This is a genomic window from Streptosporangium sandarakinum, assembly GCF_050942225.1.
In the GTDB taxonomy this organism is placed as follows: domain Bacteria; phylum Actinomycetota; class Actinomycetes; order Streptosporangiales; family Streptosporangiaceae; genus Streptosporangium; species Streptosporangium nondiastaticum.
The window spans coordinates 4622031-4637957 of record NZ_CP192034.1 but is presented as its reverse complement, the minus strand read 5'-3'; the positions used below and the strand labels follow the sequence as shown (position 1 = coordinate 4637957).

The 15927-nt window shown below is 71.9% G+C and carries 19 protein-coding genes and 1 pseudogene; 10 read left to right on the top strand and 10 right to left on the bottom strand.

Annotated features, from left to right (window positions below; genetic code table 11):
- Positions 1 to 77 precede the first annotated feature (77 nt).
- Positions 78 to 707, top strand: a complete 630-nt coding sequence (locus ACQP10_RS21855) for a TetR/AcrR family transcriptional regulator (protein ID WP_179828638.1) — start codon at positions 78 to 80, stop codon at positions 705 to 707.
- On the opposite strand, the gene ACQP10_RS21850 is transcribed toward ACQP10_RS21855, so the two are convergent.
- From ACQP10_RS21850 to ACQP10_RS21840, 3 genes are all read right to left on the bottom strand, one after another.
- Positions 679 to 1248, bottom strand: coding sequence for a hypothetical protein (locus ACQP10_RS21850; RefSeq protein WP_433539612.1), 570 nt, complete (start codon positions 1246 to 1248; stop codon positions 679 to 681). The genes ACQP10_RS21855 and ACQP10_RS21850 overlap by 29 nt on opposite strands.
- 346 nt (positions 1249 to 1594) lie before the next feature.
- Positions 1595 to 2005 (bottom strand): LysR family transcriptional regulator, encoded by a 411-nt coding sequence (locus tag ACQP10_RS21845; protein ID WP_433539611.1) that lies wholly within the window; start codon positions 2003 to 2005, stop codon positions 1595 to 1597.
- A gap of 25 nt (positions 2006 to 2030) precedes the next feature.
- Positions 2031 to 2378, bottom strand: a complete 348-nt coding sequence (locus ACQP10_RS21840) for a hypothetical protein (protein ID WP_433539610.1) — start codon at positions 2376 to 2378, stop codon at positions 2031 to 2033.
- Between ACQP10_RS21840 and ACQP10_RS21835 the strand changes: the two are divergent.
- From ACQP10_RS21835 to ACQP10_RS21810, 6 genes and pseudogenes are all read left to right on the top strand, one after another.
- Positions 2283 to 2483, top strand: a pseudogene (locus ACQP10_RS21835) (FAD-binding protein); the annotation flags it as partial. The gene ACQP10_RS21840 and the pseudogene ACQP10_RS21835 overlap by 96 nt on opposite strands.
- Positions 2484 to 2490: 7 nt before the next feature.
- Positions 2491 to 3168 carry a hypothetical protein gene (locus tag ACQP10_RS21830; RefSeq protein WP_433539609.1) on the top strand — a complete coding sequence of 226 codons (678 nt, stop codon included), beginning with the start codon at positions 2491 to 2493 and terminating at the stop codon, positions 3166 to 3168.
- A gap of 303 nt (positions 3169 to 3471) precedes the next feature.
- Positions 3472 to 4584: a multiple monosaccharide ABC transporter substrate-binding protein gene (gene chvE, locus ACQP10_RS21825; RefSeq protein WP_179828648.1), complete on the top strand. Its 1113-nt coding sequence runs from the start codon at positions 3472 to 3474 to the stop codon at positions 4582 to 4584.
- Between the two features lie 64 nt (positions 4585 to 4648).
- Positions 4649 to 6199: a multiple monosaccharide ABC transporter ATP-binding protein gene (gene mmsA / locus ACQP10_RS21820; protein WP_179828650.1), complete on the top strand. Its 1551-nt coding sequence runs from the start codon at positions 4649 to 4651 to the stop codon at positions 6197 to 6199.
- Entirely contained in the window at positions 6196 to 7464 is a 1269-nt protein-coding gene (mmsB, locus tag ACQP10_RS21815; RefSeq protein ID WP_179828652.1) for a multiple monosaccharide ABC transporter permease, read from the top strand. Before mmsA ends, mmsB begins: the two co-directional genes overlap by 4 nt.
- A gap of 61 nt (positions 7465 to 7525) precedes the next feature.
- Positions 7526 to 8509 carry a LacI family DNA-binding transcriptional regulator gene (locus ACQP10_RS21810; protein ID WP_179828939.1) on the top strand — a complete coding sequence of 328 codons (984 nt, stop codon included), beginning with the start codon at positions 7526 to 7528 and terminating at the stop codon, positions 8507 to 8509.
- Between the two features lie 140 nt (positions 8510 to 8649).
- Here ACQP10_RS21810 and ACQP10_RS21805 read toward each other — a convergent pair whose 3' ends face one another.
- The 4 genes from ACQP10_RS21805 to ACQP10_RS21790 all read right to left on the bottom strand — a co-directional run bounded on the left by ACQP10_RS21805 (position 8650) and on the right by ACQP10_RS21790 (position 11507).
- The gene (locus tag ACQP10_RS21805; protein WP_433539608.1) at positions 8650 to 9246 is read right to left on the bottom strand and encodes a DUF1707 SHOCT-like domain-containing protein; all 597 of its coding nucleotides are present in this window, start codon (positions 9244 to 9246) and stop codon (positions 8650 to 8652) included.
- 10 nt (positions 9247 to 9256) lie between these two features.
- Entirely contained in the window at positions 9257 to 9943 is a 687-nt protein-coding gene (locus ACQP10_RS21800) for a TetR/AcrR family transcriptional regulator (RefSeq protein ID WP_433539607.1), read from the bottom strand.
- Between the two features lie 279 nt (positions 9944 to 10222).
- A complete protein-coding gene (locus ACQP10_RS21795; protein WP_346022219.1) occupies positions 10223 to 10819 on the bottom strand; it encodes a hypothetical protein in 597 nt (198 codons plus the stop codon).
- Positions 10820 to 11093: 274 nt separating this feature from the next.
- Positions 11094 to 11507, bottom strand: coding sequence for a nuclear transport factor 2 family protein (locus tag ACQP10_RS21790; RefSeq protein ID WP_399500894.1), 414 nt, complete (start codon positions 11505 to 11507; stop codon positions 11094 to 11096).
- On the opposite strand from ACQP10_RS21790, the gene ACQP10_RS21785 reads away from it, so the two are divergent.
- The 3 genes from ACQP10_RS21785 to ACQP10_RS21775 all read left to right on the top strand — a co-directional run bounded on the left by ACQP10_RS21785 (position 11476) and on the right by ACQP10_RS21775 (position 13745).
- Positions 11476 to 12111: an aldo/keto reductase family protein gene (locus ACQP10_RS21785; protein WP_433539606.1), complete on the top strand. Its 636-nt coding sequence runs from the start codon at positions 11476 to 11478 to the stop codon at positions 12109 to 12111. The genes ACQP10_RS21790 and ACQP10_RS21785 overlap by 32 nt on opposite strands.
- Positions 12111 to 12710, top strand: a complete 600-nt coding sequence (locus ACQP10_RS21780; RefSeq protein WP_433539605.1) for a TetR family transcriptional regulator — start codon at positions 12111 to 12113, stop codon at positions 12708 to 12710. Before ACQP10_RS21785 ends, ACQP10_RS21780 begins: the two co-directional genes overlap by 1 nt.
- Positions 12711 to 12827: 117 nt before the next feature.
- Positions 12828 to 13745 carry an NADP-dependent oxidoreductase gene (locus tag ACQP10_RS21775; RefSeq protein ID WP_346022215.1) on the top strand — a complete coding sequence of 306 codons (918 nt, stop codon included), beginning with the start codon at positions 12828 to 12830 and terminating at the stop codon, positions 13743 to 13745.
- Positions 13746 to 13924: 179 nt separating this feature from the next.
- On the opposite strand, the gene ACQP10_RS21770 is transcribed toward ACQP10_RS21775, so the two are convergent.
- The 3 genes from ACQP10_RS21770 to ACQP10_RS21760 all read right to left on the bottom strand — a co-directional run bounded on the left by ACQP10_RS21770 (position 13925) and on the right by ACQP10_RS21760 (position 15889).
- Positions 13925 to 14536: a TetR/AcrR family transcriptional regulator gene (locus ACQP10_RS21770; protein ID WP_346022214.1), complete on the bottom strand. Its 612-nt coding sequence runs from the start codon at positions 14534 to 14536 to the stop codon at positions 13925 to 13927.
- 91 nt (positions 14537 to 14627) lie between these two features.
- Positions 14628 to 14960: a nuclear transport factor 2 family protein gene (locus ACQP10_RS21765; RefSeq protein ID WP_346022213.1), complete on the bottom strand. Its 333-nt coding sequence runs from the start codon at positions 14958 to 14960 to the stop codon at positions 14628 to 14630.
- A gap of 188 nt (positions 14961 to 15148) precedes the next feature.
- Positions 15149 to 15889, bottom strand: coding sequence for an SDR family oxidoreductase (locus ACQP10_RS21760; protein ID WP_433539604.1), 741 nt, complete (start codon positions 15887 to 15889; stop codon positions 15149 to 15151).
- Positions 15890 to 15927 lie beyond the last annotated feature (38 nt).

Here is a 15927-nt window from a genome sequence, read left to right as displayed (position 1 = left end):
GTGCGGTGGCCGGGGCGTGCGCCCCGGCCACCGGCCGCACTGCCGGCGACGATGTGAATACTGCTAGCGTTCGGCGTGTGCGAGGGCAGGGACGCCGGGCCGACGCGCTCCGCAACTCCGACAGGATCGTCCGCGCCGCGATCGCGGCGCTGTGCGAGACCGGCTCCGCGGCGCCGCTGGAGGAGATCGCCCGGCGGGCCGGGGTCGGGATCGCGACCGTCTACCGCCGCTTCGGCGACCGCGAGGGCGTGGTGCGGGCCGCGTTCCACACCTACTTCGCCGAGGAGGTCGAACCGCTCGCGCTGGCCGCCCGCGCCGCCGCCGATCCCCGGCGGGGACTGGCCGACGCCCTGGCCGCCGCGGTGGACACCCTGGCCGCGCACCGGCCCCTGCTCGCCGCGGCCCACGAGTCCGGCGCCTTCTCCGTCGACATCGCCGAGCGGTTCATGGGCCCTCTCGGCGACGTGCTGGCCGACGCCCAGCGGCGCGATCTGGTCCGCTCCGACCTGATGGTGCGCGACCTCGCGGCGATGGTGGTGATGGTGCTGGCCACGGTGCACGCCGACGACGCCGGCCACGCCGACCCCCGCCGCTACCTCGCCCTGCTGCTGGCCGGGACGCGACCCTCGGCCGATCCGCTGCCCGGCCCCGCCGCCACCGGCCTGCTCGACTCCTCGCTCAGACGCTCCGGGCCCTGCGACCACTGAGGCCCGCCGCCTCGGCGTCGGGCACCCGTTGCGCGGCGGCGTAGGCGCCCTCGCGCACCCGCTGGATCCACCCGGCCGGCTCCAGCCCCGGGATCGGGTGCCTGAGCGGATCGAAGCGGACCGGCTCGTCGGCGTCCGTGTGGGCCGGTCCGGTCAGCTCCAGCACGCCGAAGCGCTCCCACGGCCCGGTGGGGGAGGCCACCACCAGGTCGAACACCAGCGGACGCGCGGCGGCGACGCGGGCCAGCGCGCCGAGCCGGGCGGGGGAGGCCCAGGAGCGCCGCGCGACCGCGCCGAGCAGCACCCTGTCGCCGCCCGCGCCGTACGGCAGCAGCGAACCGTACAGGCCCGGCGCCCACCGGACGGCGGGCCGCAGCAGCCGGCGGCCGGGCACGGTGCGCCCGGTGGTGGCCAGCAGCAGCTCGGCGGTGGCGCCCGGGGCGGCCTCCGCGTCGCTCGCCGCCGTGGTGCCCTCCCGGTGCCCTCCGCGCCGGCGCGGTCCTCCGCGGCGGCGGTGCCATCGGGTGACGGGTGCGGCCACCGTACGGCCAGGCCCAGCACGTCCGGCGACGGGTACGGCAGGCCCGCCGACCGCGACAGCCGGGCGATCCCGCGCAGCTCCATCGCCTCGTCCAGGAACGCCGCGCCCCAGAGGCTCGGCGCCCCGTGCAGGTGGAGCGCGGCGTCGAAGAGCAGCCCCACCGGGTGCAGGGGACGGCCGCGGCGGATCCGCGCCGCCGTCCCGAAGACCGCCGCGAGTACCGCCCTCGCGGCGGAGGTCACCGGCTCTCGCCTCACGCGTTCCCCCGTCTCCGGCGACGCGCCGCCGCGCCCTGCCTGTCCCACTCCGTTACCCGTGGCGACGTGGCCGAACCCGCGGGTCGTCCTCAGGCGGTGCCGGCGAGATCGTGGGCGGCCTCGGCGAAGGCGCGGAGACGGGCGGTGGCGTTGCCGGCGCGCCACAGCAGGCCCCACCGCAGCGGCGGGGCGTCCTCGAAGGGGACGAAGGCGACCCGCAGCGTGCCGGTCAGGCCGCGACCGCTCGCGACGGCCTGCTCGAAGGCGCCGGTGATCTGGTCCCAGGCGGGACGCACGCCCTCGTACAGCCGCCGTCCCGCCGCCGTCAGCTCCACGCGGCGGCTGGTGCGCTCGAACAGCGGAATGCCGGTACGGCGCTCCAGTTTGGCGATCGTCTGGCTGATCCGGGCGGTGGACACGCGCAGCCGTTCGGCGGTCCGGCCGAAGTGCAGCTCCTCGGCCAGGGTCAGGAACGCCTCCACCTCGTGCCGCTCCAGCATGATCCCCCCATCGTCAACCCGGGCTTCACGACCCTTGCACGGGACCGCATTGATCACCCGCCCGTCCCGGATCGAGAGTGGAGCCGTTCAAGAACCCCCTGATATGCGAGGAAGAAAGACCATGGACTTCCTGACCGCCCTGCGCTCCGTCGTCCGCGGCCGGGTCTGGCTGCCCGGCGACCCCGGCTTCGACGCCGCCCGTTGTCCGTGGAACCTGGCGATCGAGCAGCCGGTGGCGGCCGTGGCCGAGGCCGCCGACGCCGATGACGTCGCCGCGCTGGTCCGCCACGCCCGCGCCGCCGGGCTGGGCGTGGCGGCGCAGCCGAACGGGCACGGCGCCACCGGCCGCACCGACGGGGTGATCCTGCTGCACACCACCCGGCTGGACACCCTGGAGATCGACCCGGCCGCCCGCCGTGCCCGCGTCGGCGCGGGTGTGCCCTCGGGCCGCCTGCAGGCCGCCGCCGCACCTGTACGGCGGGCGGATGCTCTGGACGGCCGAGCACGCCCCGGCCGTGCTGGAGGCCTACCGGCAGATCACCGCCACCGCGCCCGAGGAGCTGACCGCCTGGCTGGACCTGCTGCACTTCCCCGGCGCCGACCCCATGGTCGCCGTCGACGTCACCCACCTCGGTGGCGAAGACGAGGCCCGCGACCTGCTCGCTGCCCTGGAGCGGCTGCCCCGGCCGCTGTCCGACGGCCGGCGCGTCATGTCGGTCGCCGAGATCGGCTCCATCACCGCCGAACCCACCGACCCCGGGCCGGGCCTGTCCCGCGCGGAGCTGCTGACCGGCCTGGACGACACCGCGGCCAAGGCGCTGCTGGCCGATCCGATCGCCCCGCTGCTGAGCGCGCAGCTCCGCCACCTGGGCGGCGCGTTCGCCCGCCCGTCCGACAGCCCGCACGGCCCGCTGAGCGAACCGTACGCGCTCCACCTGTTCGGCATCCCCGCCGACCCGGCGACCGCCGAGGCCGCCACCGCCAGACAGCGCGCCCTCGCCGAGGCCCTGCCTGTCAGCGGGCGCAAGCCCTTCACCTTCCTGAGCCCCCGCGAGACCGCGGCCGACGCCTTCGCCCCCGCCACGCTGGATCGGCTGCGCGAGATCAAGCATCGCCACGACCCGCACGGCGTCATCCGCGGCAACTTCCCCGTTCTCGGCTGACCTCGACTGTCCTCGGCTGTCCTCGGCTGTCCTCGCCCAAGTTCGGTTCCCGTCCCCGCCCACCTCGCCCGCCGCCACCGGCGGGCGAGGCGGGCGGGGACATTACGGGCGGGTTTCCGGGAGGTTGTCCGGAAGCATTGACACCATCTTTGTTAGCGATAACAATCGGCTCAGCGAACACGCCTTTCATTCCGGTCATCACGTTATGTGACTGTTTGGCGCTTCTTATGCCTCGGTGGCGTTCGGAACGAGCGCCGCCGTGACCCTCCGGACGACCCCCCGATCCGCAAGGAGATGTGCACGATGAGGTTGGGACGAATCGCGGGCGCGCTGTCCGCCGTCGCGCTCGCCGCCACGATGACGGCCTGCGGCTCCAGCCAGAAGACGGTGGACGCCCAGGCCTCCGCCGCGGGCGGGGCCGCCGGCGCGCTGATCGGCGTCACCATGCCCACCAAGTCCTCCGAGCGCTGGATCCACGACGGCGACAACGTCAGGTCGCAGCTGGAGAAACTCGGCTACAAGGTCGACCTGCAGTACGCCGAGAACGACATCCCCACCCAGGCCAACCAGATCGAGAACCAGATCACCAAGGGCGCCAAGCTGCTGATCGTCGCCTCCATCGACGGCACCGCGCTGACCTCCCAGCTGCAGCAGGCCGCCGACAACAAGATCCCGGTCATCGCCTACGACCGCCTGATCCGCAACAGCCCCAACGTCGACTACTACGCCACCTTCGACAACTTCAAGGTCGGCGTCCAGCAGGCCACCTCGCTGCTGAAGGGGCTCGGCGTCGAGGACGGCAAGAAGGGCCCGTTCAACGTCGAGCTGTTCGGCGGCTCGCCCGACGACAACAACGCCACCTTCTTCTGGAACGGCGCAATGTCGGTGCTCAAGCCGAAGATGGACGACGGCACGCTGACGGTCAGGAGCCACCAGACCGACTTCAAGACCGCCGCGATCCTGCGCTGGGACCCCGCCACCGCGCAGCGGCGCATGGAGGACATCCTCACCAAGACCTACACCGGCGACACCAGGGTCGACGGCGTGCTGTCGCCCTACGACGGCCTGTCCATCGGCATCCTGTCGGCGCTCAAGAGCAACGGCTACGGCACCGGCGGCCAGCCGTACCCGGTCGTGACCGGCCAGGACGCCGAGCTGGCCTCGGTGAAGTCGATCATCGCCGGCGAGCAGTACTCCACCATCTTCAAGGACACCCGCAAGCTCGCCGAGACGACCGTCAGGATGGCCGACGCCGTCCTCAAGGGCGCCAAGCCCGAGGTGAACAACACCGAGGACTACGACAACGGTGACAAGGTCGTCCCCTCCTACCTCCTCGACCCGGTGATCGTCGACAAGGACAACTACAAGGACGTCATCGTCGGCGGCGGTTACTACACCGAGGACCAGCTGAACTGACGAAGGGCGCGCCCGGGGCCCTGCTCGGTCCCGGGCGCCGGGACCGAGGGGCTTCCTTCCCACGATGACCGACCAGACGACCGACCACATCCTGCGGATGAGCGGGATCACCAAGACCTTCCCCGGCGTCAGGGCGCTGCAGGACGTCACCCTGTCGGTGCGACGGGGCGAGATCCACGCGATCTGCGGCGAGAACGGCGCCGGCAAGTCGACGCTGATGAAGGTGCTGTCCGGGGTCCACCCGCACGGCGACTACGAGGGCGAGATCGTCTTCGACGGCGCCCGCTGCGAGTTCGGCGGCATCCGCGACAGCGAACGCGCGGGCATCGTCATCATCCACCAGGAGCTGGCGCTCAGCCCGCAGCTGTCGATCGCCGAGAACATCTTCCTCGGCAACGAGCGGTCCAGGCGCGGGATCATCGACTGGAACCGCACCAACCACGAGGCCGCCGAGCTGATGCGGCGGGTCGGCCTGCGCGAGAACCCGGTGACGCCGGTCGCCGACATCGGCGTGGGCAAGCAGCAGCTCGTCGAGATCGCCAAGGCGCTGTCGAAACGGGTGAGGCTGCTCATCCTCGACGAGCCGACCGCCGCGCTCAACGACGAGGACTCCGCGCACCTGCTGGACCTGCTGCGGGGCCTGCGGCAGGAGGGCATCACCTGCGTCATCATCTCCCACAAGCTCAACGAGGTGACCGCGGTCGCCGACTCCGTCACCGTCCTCCGCGACGGGCGGACGATCGAGACGCTCGACATGGCGGGCGGCCACGTCACCGAGGACCGCATCATCGCCGGGATGGTCGGCCGCGCCCTGGACAACCGCTTCCCGCCCCACGAGCCGTCCATCGGCGAGGAGGCGCTGCGCATCGAGGACTGGACGGTGCACAGCCCCACCCAGCCCGGCCGCAAGGTGGTCGACGGCGCGAGCCTCACCCTGCGCCGGGGCGAGATCGTCGGCCTGGCCGGGCTGATGGGCGCGGGCCGTACGGAGCTGGCGATGAGCGTGTTCGGGCGGGCCTACGGCACCGACATCTCCGGCAGGATCTTCAAGGACGGCAGGCCCGTCCGGATCCGGACCGTCCGGGACGCCATCGAGCACGGCCTGGCCTACGCCACCGAGGACCGCAAGCGCTACGGCCTCAACCTCATCGACGACATCAGGCGCAACGTCTCCGCCGCGGGACTGGCCGGGCTGGCGCGCCGCGGCTGGGTCGACGAGCGCGAGGAGTACCGGGTCGCCGAGGGGTACCGCCGGAGCATGAACATCAAGGCCCCCGGCGTGTCCAGCGTGGTCGGCAAGCTCAGCGGCGGCAACCAGCAGAAGGTCGTGCTGTCCAAGTGGATCCTCACCGAGCCCGACGTGCTGATCCTTGACGAGCCGACCCGGGGCATCGACGTCGGCGCCAAGTACGAGATCTACACGATCATCAACCGGCTGGCCGACCAGGGCAGGGCGATCCTGGTGATCTCCTCGGAGCTGCCGGAGCTGCTGGGCCTGTGCGACCGCATCTACACCCTCTGCGAGGGCCGCATCACCGGTGAGGTGCCGCGCCGGGAGGCCACGCAGGAACGTCTCATGCATCTGATGACCAAGGGACAGGAGCAGCCCTCATGAGCAGCATCACCCCCGCCGAGGCGGCGGCCGGGACCGGGGCAGGGGCCGGGGAACCGGGGGAGCCGCGGCGGCCGGGACGGGTGTCGCTGGGCGGGCTGTCGCTCAACCTGCGCTCCAGCGGCATCTACATCGCCTTCGCGCTGATCATCGCGCTGTTCTCGGTGCTCACCGACGGCGCCCTGCTCCAGCCGCAGAACATCTCCAACATCATCGTCCAGAACTCCTACGTCCTCATCCTCGCCATCGGGATGATCCTGATCATCATCGCCGGGCACATCGACCTGTCGGTGGGCTCGGTGGTCGCGGTGACCGGCGCCCTGGCCGCGGTGCTCATGGTCGACATGGGCCTGCCGTGGCCGGCGGCGCTGGCGGTCACGCTGGTGGCCGGTGGCCTCGTCGGCGCCTGGCAGGGGTTCTGGATCGCCTACTTCGGCATCCCGGCGTTCATCGTGACGCTCGCCGGCATGCTGCTGTTCCGCGCGCTCACCCTGACCGTGCTGGGCAACCAGGGCATCGGCCCGTTCCCCGACGCGGTCCGCACCCTCGCCAACGGCTTCACCGACGGCTACCTCGGCAACGTCGGCCTCGGCCCGCTGGGCGGCGCCGACCTGTTCAGCCTGCTGGTCGGTCTGCTCGCCGTCGCCGGCATGGTCGCGGCGCAGTGGCGTACCCGCCGCTCGCGCGCCGGCTACGGCCAGGCCGTGGACCCGGTGCCGCTGTTCGCCCTGAGGATGACCGCCGGCGCGGCGCTGATCCTCTTCCTGGTCGTGCAGCTCGCCCGGTTCAAGAACCTGCCCTGGGTGCTGGTGCTGCTGGCGGCGCTGGTGCTCGGCTACTCGCTGCTGGCCGGCCGTACGGTCTTCGGCCGCCGGATCTACGCCATCGGCGGCAACCTGCACGCGGCCGTCATGTCCGGGATCAAGGTCAAGCAGGTCGTCTTCTGGATCTTCGTTAATATGGGGGTGCTGTCGGCCGTCGCCGGCGTCATCTTCGCCGGCCGGCTGAACCAGGCCGGTCCGACGGCGGGCAGCAGTTTCGAGCTCGACGCGATCGCCGCGGCCTTCATCGGCGGCGCCGCCGTACAGGGCGGCGTCGGCAAGGTCGCCGGGGCGATCACCGGCGGTCTCATCATGGCGGTCATCAACAACGGCATGTCCCTGATCGGCTCACCCAGCGAGCGGGTCATGCTCGTCAAGGGCGCCGTCCTACTGGCCGCCGTCGCGTTCGACGTCTGGACCAAACGCCGGGCCGGAACCGCTCGCTGACCCGGGTGGCCGGCCGAAAGGAGAGACCGTGGCACCGCCCACCGGGCACCGCCCACCGATCATGGCCGACGTCGCCAGGGAGGCCGGTGTGTCGCACCAGACGGTCTCGCGGGTGCTCAACGACCACCCCAACGTCCGGCCGGCCACCCGCACCCGGGTGCTGGAGGCGATCGACCGGCTCGGCTACCGCCGCAACCTCGCCGCCCGCGCCCTGGTCACCAGGAGCTCGCGGACGCTCGGCGTGGTCAGCTTCGACACCACCCTGTACGGCCCGGCCAGCACCGTCTACGGCATCGAGCAGGCCGCCAGGACCGCCGGGTACTTCGTCAGCATCGTGAGCCTGAAGTCGATCGACGCCGCCAGCGTCGGCGACGCCATCGACTACCTCGCCGAGCAGGGCGTCGACGGCGTCGTGGTCGTCGCGCCGCAGCGCTCGGCGGCCCGCGCCCTGGAGAGCCTGCCGCCGGGGCTGCCCGCGGTGGCCGTCGAGGGATCGCACATGACCGACGTGCCCGTGGTCTGCATCGACCAGGCCGAGGGCGCCAGGCTCGCCACCCGGCACCTGCTGGAGCTGGGCCACGAGACGGTCTGGCACGTCGCCGGCCCGGCCGACTGGCTGGAGAGCGAGGGCCGGCTCGAGGGCTGGCGGGCCACCCTGGAGGAGGCCGGCCGTACGGTGCCCGAGCCGCTGTTCGGTGACTGGAGCCCCCGCTCGGGCTACGAGGCGGGCCGGAGCCTGGCCGGGGTCGGCGGGGTGACGGCGGTGTTCGTGGCCAACGACCAGATGTCGCTCGGCCTGCTGCGGGCGCTCACCGAGGAGGGGGTGCGGGTCCCCGAGCAGATCAGCGTCGTGGGCTTCGACGACATCCCCGAGGCGGAGTTCTTCTCGCCCCCGCTCACCACGGTCCGGCAGGACTTCGCCGCGGTGGGTCGGCACAGCATCGAGGTGCTGCTGCGGCGGATCGACGCGCCGGGTACCGGTGAGCGCGAGCGGCTCGTCGTGTCGCCCTCCCTCGTCGTCAGGTCCAGCTCCGCGGCGCGCTGACACGGCCCGGAACGCCGCCGGCCCGATCCGGCCGGCGGCCGCGCATGCCGCCGCCGGGCCGCGGCGGCTTTCTGGGGTCGTGGCCGCCCGCCGCATTCCGCCTGCCGGAGGCGACGCGCCGACCGGGAACGACGCCGCCGTCAGTCACGGCCGGGCGCCACCTTGCGTGCCGCCTTGGCCTTCGTGCCGACGCCGCCGAACAGGGCGAGACCGCTGATGACGATCCGCGGCGCCCCCCGCCTGCTGCGGGCGGCGCTCCGGTCGAACGCGCCGAACAGGCCGAATCCCTTGACCTCGACCTCCACGTCGTCGGGCACGACGACCTCCGTGTACCCCCACAGGGCGAAGGCGCGCACCCGGATCTCCTCCGCGGCGAAGCGGGCGTCGCGCAGGTCGATCTCACCGCCGCCGAACATCGACAACGACGTGAACACGCGCGGGGCGACCCAGCGGCCCCTGCGGCTGAACCAGCCGAACACGCTGAAGGCGAAGCGGGAGCCGGGTTCGTCCCGCACCACCAGCGTGTCCGTGCGGGCCGGCTCGGGCAGGCCTCGCGCGGCGTGTGCGAGCTCGCCCCGGGTCCGGGCCTGGTAGATCTCGCTCAGCCGCTGGTCCAGTTCGGTCAGCTCGATCCGGCCCACGGCGGCGGCCTGCTGGAGCCGCAGGGCCACCTGGTCGCGGTCCTCGTCGGAGGGGCGCACCTGCTGGGCCGAGGTGAGGTGGGGGTGCTCGGACATGCTCGCGGTCCTATCCATGTGATCGGCGGGGCGGGACCATCTTATTCTCCGAATGGAGAACAACTCGGTCGGCCGGCTCCAGCCCGGACTCCTCCACCATGTGGGCGGCCATCATCCGTGCGAGCTGGACCCGGAACTCCGCCGCATGCGCCGGGTCATCGGGGTCGTGGCCCAGGCCCGCCAGCCACGACCGGCCGCCGATGGCGAACCCGTACGCGGCCGACAGCCCGATCAGCACGACCGCCTCGATGCGCGACCGGCTCGGCGCGGGCCGCCCCGCCAGGGCGTCGCGTATCCCGGCGTCGATCGTGTCGATCAGCCCCACCAGCTCCGGTCGTGCGGCGCCCCGGTAGTCGGCGTGCATCTCGGCCCAGACGAACAGGCGCAGGTAACGCTCGTCCGCCAGGGTGTCGAACACCACGTCCATGATCGCCGCCGCCAGTGGTACGCCGTCCTCGGCGCGGATGCGTTCGCGCACCTGCGACTCGATGCGATCGTTCTCGACGCGCAGTACCTCCCGCACCAGAGCGGCATAGGTGCCGAAATAGTGGGACACGAGCCCGTGGGCGACACCGGCGGCCTCGGCGATCTGCCGCAGGCTGACGTTGTCCGGACCTCGCTGCCTGATCAGCTCGGCCGCCGCCGCCAGCAGCTCGGCACGTGACTCCTCCGGGTCGCGCCTGCGTCTGGGTGCCATGACCGGCAGTTTATTGTCCACTGGACAACAGGGCGGCACGGCCCGGCCGGGGCCAGGCGCGCCCTGGCCGCGCGCCTGCACCGGAACTGCATCACGCCGGGGCGTACTGTCCGAGGGCCGCGCGGCAAGGCGGGGTATGCGAAGGTCACCAACCGCCGCTACACCTGCACCCGCTACAGCAACGGCCGATGGCGGTGGAAGCGCGCCCGGCCACGCCGACACACCCCTCCCACCCCCAGGCGGGAGGAGCGTGTCACATAGGCGGATCGCGGCGCCCGATCAGGCGGCGCGGGCGCCCGAGACCGCCGACAGCAGACGCGCGCCGGCGTTCCGGGCGGCGATGCCGTACCTGGTGGCCGGGATGAGCAGCCGGGACGCCGGGGAGACGAAGCGCTGCTTGGGGTTGGTCAACAGGCGGTGCCGGGCCTCGTAGGCGCGAAACGCCGCCGCGTGATCGTCCCGGTGTACGGCCAGCGCATCGGCCAGGGTCGCGGCGCCGGCGATGGCCAGGGTGGATCCGTCACCGAACAGCGAGACACAGGAGGCCGCGTCGCCGAGCAGCGCGATCCGCCCGGTCGACCAACTGTCAAGACGCACCCGGCTGACGGAGTCGAAGAAGAGGTCGTCCGCCTGCCGTACCTGATCGAGCAGTTCGGGGATGCGCCAGGAACCCCCGGCGAAGGCGTCGGTGAGCAGCCGTTTGTGCTGGGCGGTGTCGCGGTGGTCGAAGCCGGGCACCGCGGGGCTGCGGAAGAAGAACGCGGCCCCGCCCTGACCGGTGCCGGGATGCAGGGCGACCGCCCGGCCAGGGGTGTTGTGCAGGTCGTGCGGGGAGCCGGAGGGGTTGGCGAGCACGTGCAGCCGGTTGAGGATCATCGGCCGGGTGGGCAGGGTCAGCGGGTCGGCGTCGTATCCCGGGGTTGGGAACAGCGGGACGGTCCTTGGCGGTGAATCGCTGCGTCGCAGGTCGCGGAAGACTGTGCGGGGCGTCGGAGTGGTGTCTTCCGGGCCGCGCCCTCACTTCGGCGGGCCCTGGCCGCCTGGCCCTTTCGCATCCGACCGGCTCACCACCACAACGAGAAACAAGATCTTTCTCACCGCCAACGACCGTCCCGCTGTTCCTCGGCCCCGGATCCGTGGATGGTGGCGGTCAGTCCTCACGGATCCAGAGGGGGACGATCCGCCACTCGCGGAACCGCCAGCCGGCCGGCGTGCGCACCGCATCACAGGTCAGGCGCAGGCCGCTGTTCATGTGGGGCGCCTGCCCGTCGCGGAAGAAGTACACGAGCGAGTTCGCCGTGACGGACGCCCGATCACCGTGGAAGTCGATCAACAGGTCCGTGGTGATGTGCTGGGTGCTCTCGCCCTCGACCTCGGCCTTCCGCATGAACCCGACGACGTTGTCGAGACCGGTGAGCGAACCGCCGCGCGGCGAGTGCACGGTCACGTCCTCGGCGAAGACGTCGCCGGCGCCGTCCCATCGCTTCTCGTCGAGCAGGAGCGAGAAGCGGGTGAACAGGTCGGTGAGCTCGATGCGGTCGGCGAGCAGGGTTTCCGTGGACATGGCGGCTCCTATTCATTGGCACTTCCATTGTTGGCGAAGCCAACAATACATAGATTCGTTGGCCGCGCCAACAAGGTGGGGTGACCGCCGGTCCCATCCGCACGCTGGAGATTGCAGTATCAAGTTACAAGATTTGATATTTGTTACCTATCCGCTTAGCGTTCGTCGTATGGAGCAGAGAACACTCGGTGCCGACGTCTGTGTGGGGGCGGTCGGGCTTGGTTGTGCAGGCATGTCCGGCGCGTACGGACACAGCGCCGACGAGGAGAGCGTCGCGACGCTTCGCGGCGCGCTCGACGCCGGGATCACGTTCATCGACACCGCCGACCACTACGGGATGGGCCGCAACGAGGCGCTCATCGGGCAGGCGCTGCGACCCGCCGCTCGCGACCGCGCCGTGGTGAGCGTGAAGTTCGGCGCGCTGGTCGGGGTCAGCCGGCCGCGCCGGATCGCCGAGACGGTGGACGCCGCCAGCCTGCAGTTGACCGAGGACGACCTGGACGCGATCGAGCAGGCCGTCCCGCGAGGGGCGGTCGCCGGGGAACGCTATGCCCCCACCCTGCTCGCGCTCCTGGACAGCGAGCGAACAGGAAGCAAGCACTGATGCCTGCCCGAATCCCGCTGGACGCGAACACCATCCTGGCGGCCACCGAGGAGATCCTGCGCCGCCACGGACCGGACAAGGCAACCGTCGTCGACGTCGCCCGGGCACTCGGGGTCAGCCACGCCGCCGTCTACAAGCACTTCGCCTCCAAGCAGGTGCTGCGCGAGGCCGTGACCCGACGCTGGCTCGACCACAACCGCGGCACCCTCGCCGTCATCGCGGCCGACCGTGCGGTCCCGCCAGTGCAACGACTGCGTACCTGGTTGCACGCCGTCCTGGCCGTGAAGCAGGCCAAGATTCGCGAGGACCCGGAGCTGTTCGCCGCCTATGGAATCCTCGCGGCTGCGCACAGCACCGTCGCTACCGGCCACGTCGCCGACCTCTTGGGCCAGCTGACAGCCATCATCGCCGACGGCGCCGCCGACGGCAGCTTTCGCACCGACGACGCGGAGGCCACCGCCCGCGTGGTCTTCCACGCCACCGCCAAGTTCAATCACCTCGCCCATGCCGCCGAATGGCAGAACCCCGGCATCGGCACCGAGCTCGACGAGGTGTGCAGCCTGCTGCTCGAGGGTCTTCAGGCCCCCGCATCGCCATAACCGGATCGGGTTGAGCACACGCCGCGGCTGATGCCGGCGGCGCGGTCGGTCCCGCCCACCATCACCCAGGCAGCAACGAACAAGGAGTGACGAACAACCGTGGTTCAAGCAATCGGAGTGACACGACCAGGTGGACCGGACGCTCTCGGCGAGCTCGATCTGGCGGCCGAACCGATCGGTCCCGGTCAGGTCAGGATCCGGGTCACCAGCGCCACGGTGAACCCGGTCGACGCGGTGATCCGTTCACGTCCGCGACAGGATGAGGCGGACGCGGTGCGAGTGCCGGGCATGGAGGTCGCCGGCGTGATCACCGAGACCGGCCCCGCCGTCGACCGCGCGTTCACGATCGGGGACGCCGTCATGGCCATCGTGGTGCCCTCGGGCGAGCACGGCGGCTACCGGGCGGACCTGGTCGTGCCGGCACGGTCGGTCGCGAAGATCCCGGCCGGGCTCTCGGACGTCCAGGCCGCCACCATCCCGATGAACGGGCTCACCGCGCAGCTCGCGCTCGACACGCTGGCGCTCCCGGCCGGTGCGACGGTCGCCGTCACCGGCGCCGCCGGCAGTGTCGGCGGATACTTCGTCCAGCTCGCCAAGCAGGCCGGGCTGGTCGTCGTTGCCGACGCCGCCCGGCAGGACGAGAGCTTCGTCCGCGACTGCGGAGCCGACGAGGTCGTGCCGCGGGGGGACGATTTCGTCGCAAAGATCCGCCGCCACCACCCCGGCGGCGTCGACGGGCTCCTCGACGCCGCCGCGCTGGAGGCCGCCGCGCTCCCGGCCGTCAAGGACGGCGGCACCGCCGTCACCGTCCGCGGCTACCGGGGTGACGGGACCGACCGGGTCCGCGTCGCCCCGATCTTCGTCCGCGACTACGCCGAGGCCGCAGCCGAGCTCGACCGGCTCGCCGAACTCGCCGGCGATGGACGGCTCACCGTCCGCGTGGCCGGACGACTGCCCGCCTCCCGGGCCGCCGACGCGCACCGCTCGCTCGAACAACGCGGCATTCGCGGGCGGTTCGTCCTGCAGTTCGACTGACCGATCATCAAGCGGCCGATCCGCTCCGAGCGACGAACGATCTTGGGGGTGGCCCGCGCCGGACGCGGGCCACCCCTTGGTCCTTACGGTCCCGTTCCGGGTGAGCGCGACGATGGCTTGGAGCACGCCGTAGACGGCCGTCATGGTCTCGTCACCGAGACGAGATCTTCGGCGGGTTTCTAGCGAGGGGCGATTCCGTCGAAGAGGTTGTCCACGAGCGCATCGACGAACGCCGCTGTGACCGGCTCGTCCGGGATGAGAAGACGGTGGTAGACGGCGCCCCAGAGCTGGTCGACCAGGACGCGGACGTCGACGTCCGCGCGGATCTCACCGGTGTCCTGGGCGTGCGCGAGCCGCCGGTAGGCGACCTCGCGCCGGCCGGAGGAGTACAGCGCTCGGTAGGCGGTGGCGAGGTCGTCGTCCGTCTGTGACTGCCCGATCAGCTGGCGCAGCGCCCGCCCGCCCGGGGTCGCCATGACCTCGGCGAAGGAGTGCAGCTGGCGGCGCAGGTCCTCGCGGACGCTGGTCGTGTCGTCGAAGGCGAGCGTGTTCTGCACCGCGTGGAAGTAGCCGTCCAGCGCCAGTGCGCCGCGCGAGGGCCACCACTTGTAGAGGGTCGTCTTGCTGACGCCGGCGAGCCGCGCGACGCGCTCGAAGGTCAGGTCGGCCATGCCCTCGGTCAGGACGAGGTCGCCGACCGCGCGCAGCACGTCCGCCCGGACCTCCTCGGTGGGACGGCGCCCGCGGCCTCGCGGTGGCCGGGCGGCTGTGCTGTCGGTCTGTGCGTTCACGGATCTTTCCTCTCGGCCCAGGCGCGGCCTCCGGGCGGCGTCGGGCCTGAACGGTGTAGGGATTCGCGATGAGCTCGCCATGGGCGCGGCGTCAGGCGATGCGCAGGTCGGCGATGAGGCCGTCGCGCAGGCGGAACGTCGTCGGGCCGGTGCCGTTGTACCCGCTGCCGGTCACCCGCAGGGTCGCGACGTGGGTGTCGGGCTCGTCGGTCTTGGTGACCGAGAGCAGGTCGAAGTGCGCGTGCACGCCGATGTCGTCGGTGCGGTCCCAAGCGGTGACGCCCGTGCGGCCGGTGAAGGTGCGACCCCGGTCGTCCAGGTGGGCGTCGTGGGTGAGCGCGGTGACGAACGCGTCCGGGTCGGCGGCGTTCGTCGCCTCGACGAAGGCACGGATCGCCGCCGGGTAGGCGGTGAGCTCGACCATGGTGCTCTCCTCCCCGGGGGTGGTTCAGGATTGCGGCCGGACCGACAGCAGGTCGGCCGGGTCGACGCGGGCGAGGAACTCCCGGGCATAACGGGTTCCTTTCTCCTGCGGTGCAGGGGATACGTGAGTGCGGGTGATGCGTGCGCGTGGGTGGCACGTGCGGCGGGCGCCGGGTCTCCGCAGAGGCCTCAGGCGATGCCGCCGTTGGCGAACAGGACCTGGCCGTTGACCCAGCGAGCCGGGCCGGCCAGGAACGCGACGACCTCGGCGATGTCCACGGGCGTGCCCAGCCGCTCCAACGGGGCGGCCTTGGCGAGGTTCGCGATCTCCTCATCACTCTTGCCGTCGAGGAACAGCGGGGTCGCGGTCGGCCCGGGCGCGACGGCGTTGACCGTGATGTCCCGCCCCCGCAGCTCGCGCGCCAGGATCTCGGTGATGCCCTCGACCGCGGCCTTGGACGCGACGTAGGCGCCGTAGCCGGGGAACCGCAGGCGCGTCACGGAGGTCGAGAAGTTGATCAGAGCGCCGCCCGCGCGCAGGCGGTTGGCGGCCAGCTGAGCGACCACGAACGTGCCGCGGATGTTCGTACGGTGCATCCGGTCGAGATCGGCCAGGTCCAGGGTGGCGATCGGCGACAGCAACATGATCCCCGCGGTGTTCACGACGACGTCGATCCCGCCGAACGCGGCCCCGACGGCGTCGAAGGCCTGGGCCATCGCGGTCTCGTCCGCGACGTCGCCGCCCACCGCGATCGCGCGGCCGCCGGCCGCGGTGATCCGGTCGACGATCGCGGTGGCGTGGGCCGCGTTGCCGGCGTAGTGGACGGCGACCGCGTACCCGTCGGCGGCGAGGCGCTCGACGACGGCCTGGCCGATGCCGCCCGACCCGCCCGTGACCAGGGCGACGCGGGGAGAGGTGGTGGTGCTCATGGCGTCCTCCTCGGGATAGATATGAACGATACGTTCAT

What these genes read in the sequence shown, in the direction of transcription:
- ACQP10_RS21760 (WP_433539604.1), bottom strand. Translation starts at nt 15,889, where the DNA reads ATGAGCACCACCACCTCTCCCCGCGTCGCCCTGGTCACGGGCGGGTCG.
- ACQP10_RS21845 (WP_433539611.1), bottom strand. Translation starts at nt 2,005, where the DNA reads ATGCTGGAGCGGCACGAGGTGGAGGCGTTCCTGACCCTGGCCGAGGAG.
- ACQP10_RS21830 (WP_433539609.1), top strand. Translation starts at nt 2,491, where the DNA reads ATGCTCTGGACGGCCGAGCACGCCCCGGCCGTGCTGGAGGCCTACCGG.
- ACQP10_RS21795 (WP_346022219.1), bottom strand. Translation starts at nt 10,819, where the DNA reads ATGATCCTCAACCGGCTGCACGTGCTCGCCAACCCCTCCGGCTCCCCG.
- ACQP10_RS21800 (WP_433539607.1), bottom strand. Translation starts at nt 9,943, where the DNA reads ATGGCACCCAGACGCAGGCGCGACCCGGAGGAGTCACGTGCCGAGCTG.
- ACQP10_RS21780 (WP_433539605.1), top strand. Translation starts at nt 12,111, where the DNA reads ATGCCTGCCCGAATCCCGCTGGACGCGAACACCATCCTGGCGGCCACC.
- ACQP10_RS21810 (WP_179828939.1), top strand. Translation starts at nt 7,526, where the DNA reads ATGGCCGACGTCGCCAGGGAGGCCGGTGTGTCGCACCAGACGGTCTCG.
- ACQP10_RS21790 (WP_399500894.1), bottom strand. Translation starts at nt 11,507, where the DNA reads ATGTCCACGGAAACCCTGCTCGCCGACCGCATCGAGCTCACCGACCTG.
- mmsB (WP_179828652.1), top strand. Translation starts at nt 6,196, where the DNA reads ATGAGCAGCATCACCCCCGCCGAGGCGGCGGCCGGGACCGGGGCAGGG.
- mmsA (WP_179828650.1), top strand. Translation starts at nt 4,649, where the DNA reads ATGACCGACCAGACGACCGACCACATCCTGCGGATGAGCGGGATCACC.
- ACQP10_RS21785 (WP_433539606.1), top strand. Translation starts at nt 11,476, where the DNA reads ATGCGGTCGGCGAGCAGGGTTTCCGTGGACATGGCGGCTCCTATTCAT.
- ACQP10_RS21805 (WP_433539608.1), bottom strand. Translation starts at nt 9,246, where the DNA reads ATGTCCGAGCACCCCCACCTCACCTCGGCCCAGCAGGTGCGCCCCTCC.
- chvE (WP_179828648.1), top strand. Translation starts at nt 3,472, where the DNA reads ATGAGGTTGGGACGAATCGCGGGCGCGCTGTCCGCCGTCGCGCTCGCC.
- ACQP10_RS21765 (WP_346022213.1), bottom strand. Translation starts at nt 14,960, where the DNA reads ATGGTCGAGCTCACCGCCTACCCGGCGGCGATCCGTGCCTTCGTCGAG.